The 8,321-nt window shown below is 27.8% G+C and carries 8 protein-coding genes and 1 pseudogene; 2 read left to right on the forward strand and 7 right to left on the reverse strand.

Annotated elements, in window-relative coordinates; all coding sequences use genetic code 11:
* Nucleotides 1-132: 132 nt before the first annotated feature.
* The 4 genes from ACRC03_RS02600 to ACRC03_RS02615 form a co-directional block, all read right to left on the reverse strand.
* A complete protein-coding gene (locus ACRC03_RS02600; RefSeq protein WP_438650994.1) occupies nt 133-312 on the reverse strand; it encodes a hypothetical protein in 180 nt (59 codons plus the stop codon).
* Between the two features lie 217 nt (nt 313-529).
* On the reverse strand, nt 530-985 hold the full coding sequence (locus ACRC03_RS02605; protein WP_438650995.1) for a hypothetical protein: 456 nt from the start codon (nt 983-985) through the stop codon (nt 530-532).
* A 213-nt stretch (nt 986-1,198) separates the two neighbouring features.
* Entirely contained in the window at nt 1,199-2,047 is an 849-nt protein-coding gene (locus ACRC03_RS02610; RefSeq protein WP_438650996.1) for a DUF4349 domain-containing protein, read from the reverse strand.
* A gap of 29 nt (nt 2,048-2,076) precedes the next feature.
* On the reverse strand, nt 2,077-2,904 hold the full coding sequence (locus ACRC03_RS02615; protein WP_438650997.1) for a glycerophosphodiester phosphodiesterase: 828 nt from the start codon (nt 2,902-2,904) through the stop codon (nt 2,077-2,079).
* Between the two features lie 211 nt (nt 2,905-3,115).
* Between ACRC03_RS02615 and ACRC03_RS02620 the strand changes: the two genes are divergently transcribed.
* Both ACRC03_RS02620 and ACRC03_RS02625 read left to right on the forward strand, forming a co-directional pair.
* The gene (locus tag ACRC03_RS02620; RefSeq protein ID WP_438650998.1) at nt 3,116-4,819 is read left to right on the forward strand and encodes an ABC transporter ATP-binding protein; all 1,704 of its coding nucleotides are present in this window, start codon (nt 3,116-3,118) and stop codon (nt 4,817-4,819) included.
* 151 nt (nt 4,820-4,970) lie between these two features.
* Complete coding sequence (locus ACRC03_RS02625) at nt 4,971-5,294, forward strand: hypothetical protein (RefSeq protein WP_438650999.1); 324 nt, start codon at nt 4,971-4,973, stop codon at nt 5,292-5,294.
* On the opposite strand, the gene ACRC03_RS02630 is transcribed toward ACRC03_RS02625, so the two are convergent.
* The 3 genes and pseudogenes from ACRC03_RS02630 to ACRC03_RS02640 form a co-directional block, all read right to left on the reverse strand.
* Nucleotides 5,269-6,861 carry a hypothetical protein gene (locus tag ACRC03_RS02630; protein ID WP_438651000.1) on the reverse strand — a complete coding sequence of 531 codons (1,593 nt, stop codon included), beginning with the start codon at nt 6,859-6,861 and terminating at the stop codon, nt 5,269-5,271. The genes ACRC03_RS02625 and ACRC03_RS02630 overlap by 26 nt on opposite strands.
* Before the next feature lie 34 nt (nt 6,862-6,895).
* A pseudogene (locus ACRC03_RS02635) lies at nt 6,896-7,072 on the reverse strand (AIM24 family protein); the annotation flags it as partial.
* 150 nt (nt 7,073-7,222) lie between these two features.
* Complete coding sequence (locus ACRC03_RS02640; protein ID WP_438651001.1) at nt 7,223-7,963, reverse strand: metallophosphoesterase; 741 nt, start codon at nt 7,961-7,963, stop codon at nt 7,223-7,225.
* Nucleotides 7,964-8,321: the final 358 nt, after the last annotated feature.

The raw sequence follows: 8,321 nt of genomic DNA on the forward strand, positions 1-8,321 counted from the left end.
TTATCTTTCAACGTAATCACCCTCACACATCCTTTTATATTTAACTCTTTGATAAGAGTATTAACATAAAAGGATTGGTAAATTCTGTGTGGAAGAACTTTTAATAATTTTTTGGCCTACTAATAGTATGTACTAAACACCTATTAAAAATGGTGTTAATATACCAGTTATTGTTTCTATATTAGTAGTTACGAATTTTGTTATGTGTGAATAATTTTTAAGTACTAATATACCAACGAATACAAGGATTATAGGTATTATATACCTTATAGATTTTAAGACTTCTTTTTTTATGTCTTCTTTTTTATTCATTTAAATCTCCTTTCGTGTACTAAGTACATAAAAAGACCTTCAGAAATGCTAAATCATTTCTGAAGGTCTTGCTAACAAGTCATTACTTGCTAATCAACCGGGATATTATCCGAAGTGACGGTTGATTAGCACAAAAGTGAAAGCTACTCCCCTTCAAGGGCTTATATTATCTTATTATAATTCTTTTTGTAGTTTTTTTCAAGATGTAGCTTTATTATTAATAGTTAACTGCTTTAGTAATTTTATCTAGGATTTTCCTTATTATTTTAATGCTTATTACTACTACAACAGATACTACTATAGCTTCCTCTGAAGAAAAAGTTACTACAGGGTGGATTATTTCCTTTGCTAAAAACATATAACATAATAATGTAAATAATAAATAATTGCAGTCTATCAATATGTATACTAATTTTTGAAGGTATCCATTGTAATATCTTCTTTTTGATTTAACCATAGATTTCATTATAATTCTTAGATTAGTTATAAAGTCTTTTAAACCATACTTTACCAAAACACATATACTTAAGCTTACTATATATGGTAATTTATAAATCATAGTTACAGCTACAGAGATAACTATTATAGCTATAAATACTATGCTATCCATTATATTTTTAATAAACTTCCTTCCTAGTAAGGCTAGTATACCCGCTCCTAATATATACTCCATATTAAAACCTCTTCCTAAAATGAATAATATATTTTAATTCTTATTAAAATTATAGCCTTTAATTATATATCGATTCATTAATATTATATAATCTATAAAGATTTTATAATAGATAGGAATTCATGGAAATCACTTATTTGAAGTATTTTGTACCCTTCAAAATTATTAGGCAAATCTTTATGCTTCATAACAACATTATCAATAACTATTGAATTATTTTCTATTTTTGTACTTCTTAATAATAAAGTATGTTACAAGTATTATAGGTATAAATAGTACTAACAGAGGTATAAATCCTATAACACCTAGTATTAATCTTTCTCCTAAAACTAAGGTATAGTTGATACTGGTTACAAAAGTACTTACCACTTTGTCAAAAAAAGAATCTTTAACATTAATTTTAGAATTATACTTATCAACCTCGCTTATATCAAGATTTACAGCTGTATAAGTTATATCCTTATTAAGTTTATTCAGGTTTGCCTGTAATTTTTCTCTCTCATATATAACGTCGCTTAAGGCTTCCTCAAGTTTGATAGTATCTGAGAGATTTTGAGCATTTTTTAATAATTCCAATAATCTTTCTTCTCTAGTTTTTAATACTTTTATTCTGCTTTCAGTATCTTGATATTGAGTAGTTACATCAATGCTTTCAGTAGTAGTGTTTACAATATTTGAATATTTTTTTATTTCTCCAATAAATTTACTAACATTATCCTTAGGTATTTTTAACTGATAGCTTGCATATCGTGTATTTTGATTTCTAGTTTGAATTGAAGTGTTGCTGATATTTGAAGTAGCTATATATCCACTAAGTTGATTTGTAAGATTTTGAACTTCACTTACTGTTTTTTCAAATTCTGTAGTTTCTAATTGTAAAAAGGTATTTACTATTATTTTGGAATCTTCTTTTTCTATACTATCCATTGATTTTTCATTGGTTGATTCTTTTTTCTGTTGAGGTGTGCTTAAATTAACACCTGAATCCACTGTTTTAGAACCACATGCGGTCAATATCATAATTAATATCAATGGAAAAATTATAGCTATAATTTTTTTCATTATAACCTCCTATTGTACTTATAAATTTTCTATGGCATCATATTATCAAATATTATATTATCACTATATTTATATGCTTTTTTCAAGTCATCTTTATTTCTTATTGTCCAGGATATTATTGGTATGTCTTTATTTCTTAATTGTTCTACTCTAGAATTAGGAAGTCCACTTAACTCATAAGACATAAAATTAGGTCTACTTTTAAAATTTAACATAATATTCTTTAGTAAAAATATTTCGTAAGATTTTAAGTTTCCTTTCTCATCTGAAAATGTTCCTGACAATTGTCCTCTAGCTACTTCACTTGCATTTTTTTTGTACCATTCTAATACAAATGGATTAAATGATTGAACTGCATATTTTCCTTTATAGTTTTGTGTTATTTTGTATGTAGCTTCTCCTAGTTCTTTTATATTTTTGCAATCTTTTATTTCTATTAATATTGGTACTTTTCCACCCACTACTTTAAGAACATCTTTTAATAATGGGATAGACTCATTACTATTGTTTAGTTTAAGTTCTTTTAATTCCATATATTCTAACTCAGATACATCTTTAGTATTACCTGTCATTCTTTCTAAGTTATCATCGTGAAAAACAACAACTTCTTTATCTTTTGTAAATTGGGCATCCAACTCTATTGCATAATTGTTTTCTATGGAATTTTTAAAGGCAGCGATAGAATTTTCTGGATTTGTTTCATTAAATAAACCCCTGTGAGCTATTGGTCTATCTGTTAACCATTGTAATCCTCCATTGTATTTTTCTCCATTTGTCATGTAAGTATATGAGCATACAATAATTATTGCCAATACTATTATTAAAGAACTTATTATTTTTAATTTTTTATTTTTCATGTTCATCTCCTATTTTAAATTATATATTTTTAGAATACTAAGCTTACGTTAGGATTATTATAAATATGTCCACTTAATATATATTCGTTTCTATATTTATAATTACCTTTAAATGTGCTACATACTTCCATCTGAGGCATTTGTTAGAACAAGAATACTAAAACTAAGTTATAATAGTAGGTACACAACATAATAATTAAGGAGAGCATCAATGAAAATGTTATTTAAATATGCATTAAAGCATAAAGGTCAATTTATTACTAGAGTAATAACAAAGATATTAGTAGTATTATCTGTTTTATCATTTGATATCATGATGGGAGTAATACTAGATATCTTTGCAACAGGGCAAAAGGAGAAATTTATAAATATTATATTATTAACAGTAGGACTTATAATACTAATGTTCTTAACAGAGTATATAGATGGTTTAGTTATGTCTAAGTACATAAAAAACACTATAAACAATTTAAGATGTGATATATTCTCAAAGATAATACAAAAGGATATAAAAGACTTTTCTCTAGATAATAGTGGGAAGTATATATCAGTGTTATACAATGATGTGAAGTTAATAGAAGATAATTTTTTAAATAATATTTTCTTAGTAATTTCCTCTTTAACATCATTTTTAATATCAGTTACAGCTTTATTTTATATAAACCCATATATAGTAATATTTATAGCTGTTGTAGGTATCTTAGGATTTGTAATACCTAATGCTCTATCTAAGAAATTGATAATTGAAAAAAATCAATATTCAACTGATTTAGAAGATATAACATCTATAACAAAAGATTTATTTACAGGATTTGAAGTTATAAAAGGATTCAATATAACTAATAAAATAAACAATATATTTTTAGATAGCTCTATGAAGGTAGAAGAAACAAAAAGAAAATATTCAGTATTAGAAGCTGTAATAAGAGGTTTTTCAGTTTCTTTTGGAATTTCTATATACCTTGGTGTTTTAATACTTGGAGGATATTTAATGTATAACGGTAAGATAACTGTTGGTACTGCTATTATTATAATACAGCTAAGTACTCACATAGTTTCACCTGTAAAAACTAGTATAACTCTTATAAATCAAATAAAGTCTGTTTCTCTTATCGGCAAAAAAATAGAAGATATTCTAGAAACTACAAGTGAAGACGTAGAAAATGAGACTCTTAAAACTTTTGAAAAAGCTATAGAAGTTAAAAACCTGGAATATTCTTATACACCAGAACGAAAAGCTCTTGATAAGATAAATCTTACTTTTGAAAAAAATAAGAAGTACGCTATAGTAGGTGAAAGTGGCTGTGGTAAAAGTACTTTAATCAAACTACTTATGAGATATTATAGCGATTATAATGGTGATATATTTATAGATTATAAAAATCTAAAAAATATATATAGTCTAGATTTATACAAGAATATATCTATTATTCAGCAAAATGTATTTATGTTTGATGATAGTATAAAAGAAAATATAAGACTATTTTCAAATAATAGTGATGAGGAAGTTTTAAAAAGTTGTGAAAGAGCTGGCATTATGTCTCTTATAAATAGACTTGATAAAGGTATCAACTCAATGGTAGGAGAAAATGGTAATAAATTATCTGGTGGAGAAAAGCAAAGAATTGCCATAGCTAGGGCTCTTATAAATAATACTAAGATACTTATGCTAGATGAGTCTACTTCAGCTCTTGATAATGAAACTGCATATAATTTAGAAAGTTCTCTATTAAATTTAGATGACCTGACTATGATTGTTGTAACTCATAAGCTTATAAAAAATATTTTAATTAATTATGATGAGATTATAGTTATGAAGGATGGATGTGTAATAGAAAAAGGAAGTTTTGATGAATTAATAGATAATAAAGGTTATTTTTATAGTTTATACTATATACAAAGTGATGCTGTATAGAAAATGTAACTTTATTTGTGCTTTTGATAACTACTTGTAAGCACTCCCCCACTTTGCTAGTACTCATATAAATATAGTAGAACCTGTATAAGGTATAAAACATATACTATATATGAGAAAGAGGGGGGGAGCATAGTGAGTAAAGGATTATTTGACTCAATGGGGAAGTAAATCTCTGGGAGACCAAGGCTACTCTTTTGATCAAATACTTGAATATTATTATGGAAATGATATTGAATATCATAGGGCTCCTATTATTTCAGGTGTACCTTCTTCAGATCCTGGATATGATTTAAATATAAATAGCAGAGGTGGAGATGTAAAGACTATTCAAAAACAATTAAATGGTATCTCAAAAGGTTATCCAGCTGTAGCTAAATTAGATGAGGATGGTATAGCTATACAATGCTCTTATATTGTTTTCTATAAAAAGATTATTGTTGAAAAATTTATTTTATTTTTACTCCATATATAGTTCCATTTCTAGTAGCAACTACTCCTATATCATTGAAAACAGCAGGAGAACTTTCAATATTACCATTTAGTAATACTGAACTTAAATTATTACCATTCTTACCATCTAATAAATGTAAATTACCTGCACTATCTCCTTGAATGATGTATCCATTTCCATTTTCATCATATATATCAATAGGCGAGGACCACATATAATTATCAAATAATGCTTCCCAAACTACCTCACCAGTCTCTTTGTTTAAAGCAAATGTTCTACCTTTGTTAAATCCATTATATCTAGCTAAAGAAAAAATAGCTAAATCATCAATATTATTTTTACCTATAACATTAGTTGCCATTAACCCACCATTATTAGGTTTCTTTCCTAGTAATGATTGACATTCAAATTCTTTTTCCCAAATTACTTCACCAGTTATTCCGTCAATCTTTTTTAATTTACTTATTCCTTTAGTACCTTGATGATCTACTTCATTTCCACAGTATATATATGGCTTACTATCTTTTACATCTATAGTTAGTGTAGCATCAATATCATCAAATCCATTTATAGCCCATACAGGCTTTAAACTGTTTAAATCTACACATTGAATTACTCCACCATTATCTGCAAAATAAGCTAAGTTTGCATATATAGCTATAGAGTTTTCTATACCTAAACGTCCTTGATTTAAAGATGACGAGAAGTTATACTTGTTTATTTTAGGATCTATACTTACTACATTATTCTCCTTGTCGTAGTTTGTATTTAATTTAATATTGTATAATAAGCCATTTTCACCTCCTACTATCACACTATCTGTATCTGGATTTACTATAGCAGATGAATCAAATGCTGGCCAACTTCTACTTGCAAATGAATCACTTCCTGCTAATTCATATAGGTGAGTTCCATCTATCAAGCTATATATATTGAAACCTACAGTCCCACTTTCATTAATCCCTTCACCTACATATAATAAAGGTACCCCTCTAGGATCTATACTTACACTTCCTTTTATTGGATTTCCTACTCTAATTTTATCTCTAGTTGGTTTCCCTGATTCTAACTCTAAAAAATAAATATTGCCATCCAAACTTGCATAGATGACCTCTATAAAATCTTCTTTATTTTTGAACTCTTCATATATATTCATACTTTCTCTAAGCTCTTTTGGCCACTTAACTATAGATGGCTGACCTGTCCATCCAGCACCACCTCCCCATGAACTAGATGAAGTTCTAAACTCCCAAGCTACTTCAAGTTCTTTACTATTTAAATCCGCATTACCAAATGATGGCGAATTCCTAAGAGAGTTTCCTCTAAATGTAAATATACCATCCATTTTTGAATATTTATTTTGAAACACTATGTCTTTATCATGTTCAAATTCTAAATTTGTTTTATATGATAAGGTTTCATTCTCTAAGTATGAAGTTTCTATTGATGTTAATAATTCTTCTTTTTCCTCTGTTATATTTTTTTCCACTTCTACTTGCTTTTCCAATTCATTTGGATTTTTCGATGTACAACCTGTAATAGCCACTAAAGATGATAAAACAACTAAATAATATATCATTTTTCCCATTTTTTATCGCCCTCTATAATTTACTTCTTATTAATTAGAACTTTTTGGTATCTATTTTTATAACTTCTCCTGATGCTAAATCCATCTCAAGAAATGCCATTCCATTTACTCTTAGCTCTTGAAGTATAAATCCTTCACCACCAAAAAAACCTGTACCTAGCTTCTTATTAAAAGTAGTTCTTAGCTCTACTGAAGACTCTGCTGCTAAGAATGCTCCTTTATTTCAAATTTCAAATTTCATATTATTCACCCCTTATGTTCATTATGTTTAATTATATAGCTTTAATCTTAATATTATGAATATAGCTTAACGACTAAAAGACCCGAGTTTCCACTCAAGTCTTTTTTCTATCCTATTCTTTCAGTTACTAGTCAAATCCAATACCATAATCTCTGGGATATTAAATAGTCTAAATGGAACTAATGTCATACCAATTCCTTTACTTACAAATAAATCAATATTATTATTAATTCCTACATTATTATATCTACCTTTTATATACTCCTTAGCTCCAGCAGGTAAGATTTTTTGGGTAATATATGGAATAGATACTTGCCCACCATGAGAATGGCCAGACAACATCAATCCATAGTTCTTCAGATTAATTTTATTTGCAACATCAGGTTCATGAGATAATATAATATTAAAATCTTCACTTTTTATAGAGTAAAAGCTAGGGTCTGTATCCCCCAGCAATAAATCATCAAAGCCAATTAGCTTAATACCCAGCTTGTCAATAAATACATTATCATTTTTTATTACAGAAAATCCACTGGAATTCATAATCTCATTATAAACATTAATAGCCCCATCACTATAGTCGTTATTTCCTAATATAGCATACTTTCCATAGTTAGCTTTTATAGAAGCTAAATTGTTAGATAGATATTCTAAATCTAATAAAGATTTGTCTCTAGCATAGTTATCTAACAAATCACCACCAAATATAACTATATCAGGCTTTTGAGAATTTATTTTTTTTACTATTTTTTCTATGTTAGACTGATCATACATCTTTCCAAAATGAGTATCACTAAAAAATACTATTTTTGATTTTGATACACCTTCAGGTACTTGTACATCGTATTTTTTTGTGGTCAATAGATTTGGTTCTATATGTCTACTATAAAAATATACTCCTATTGGAGTTAGTACTAGTACTGTATTATCCTATTTCTTCCCTACCGAGTCGGATAAGCTTAATCGGTTAGCTGAAGATACTTCTATACCTCATCAAATATTATTACTATAGCTGTGTGGTCAAACCTATTTGTTTTATTAATTAGAACTTGTAGTTGACACACTCCCTACAGCTAAAGCAGAGGGATTCTTGGTGGCTAACGACTTAATCACACCTAAACGATATAATCAGAGGTTGTTACAAAGCCAAGCAAAATAGACGGTGTCTTCGCCACTACTACCTTAAAGTTGTTCGCCGACAGGTCGCTCAAACGGTAGA

It is taken from the genome of Romboutsia sp. (assembly GCF_051659545.1).
Taxonomy (GTDB): domain Bacteria; phylum Bacillota; class Clostridia; order Peptostreptococcales; family Peptostreptococcaceae; genus JBOFOR01.

Excerpts from the sequence above, each read along its gene's own strand:
- ACRC03_RS02600 (WP_438650994.1), bottom strand. The coding sequence starts at position 312 with ATGAATAAAAAAGAAGACATAAAAAAAGAAGTCTTAAAATCTATAAGG.
- ACRC03_RS02605 (WP_438650995.1), bottom strand. The coding sequence starts at position 985 with ATGGAGTATATATTAGGAGCGGGTATACTAGCCTTACTAGGAAGGAAG.
- ACRC03_RS02610 (WP_438650996.1), bottom strand. The coding sequence starts at position 2,047 with ATGAAAAAAATTATAGCTATAATTTTTCCATTGATATTAATTATGATA.
- ACRC03_RS02615 (WP_438650997.1), bottom strand. The coding sequence starts at position 2,904 with ATGAAAAATAAAAAATTAAAAATAATAAGTTCTTTAATAATAGTATTG.
- ACRC03_RS02620 (WP_438650998.1), top strand. The coding sequence starts at position 3,116 with ATGAAAATGTTATTTAAATATGCATTAAAGCATAAAGGTCAATTTATT.
- ACRC03_RS02630 (WP_438651000.1), bottom strand. The coding sequence starts at position 6,861 with ATGGGAAAAATGATATATTATTTAGTTGTTTTATCATCTTTAGTGGCT.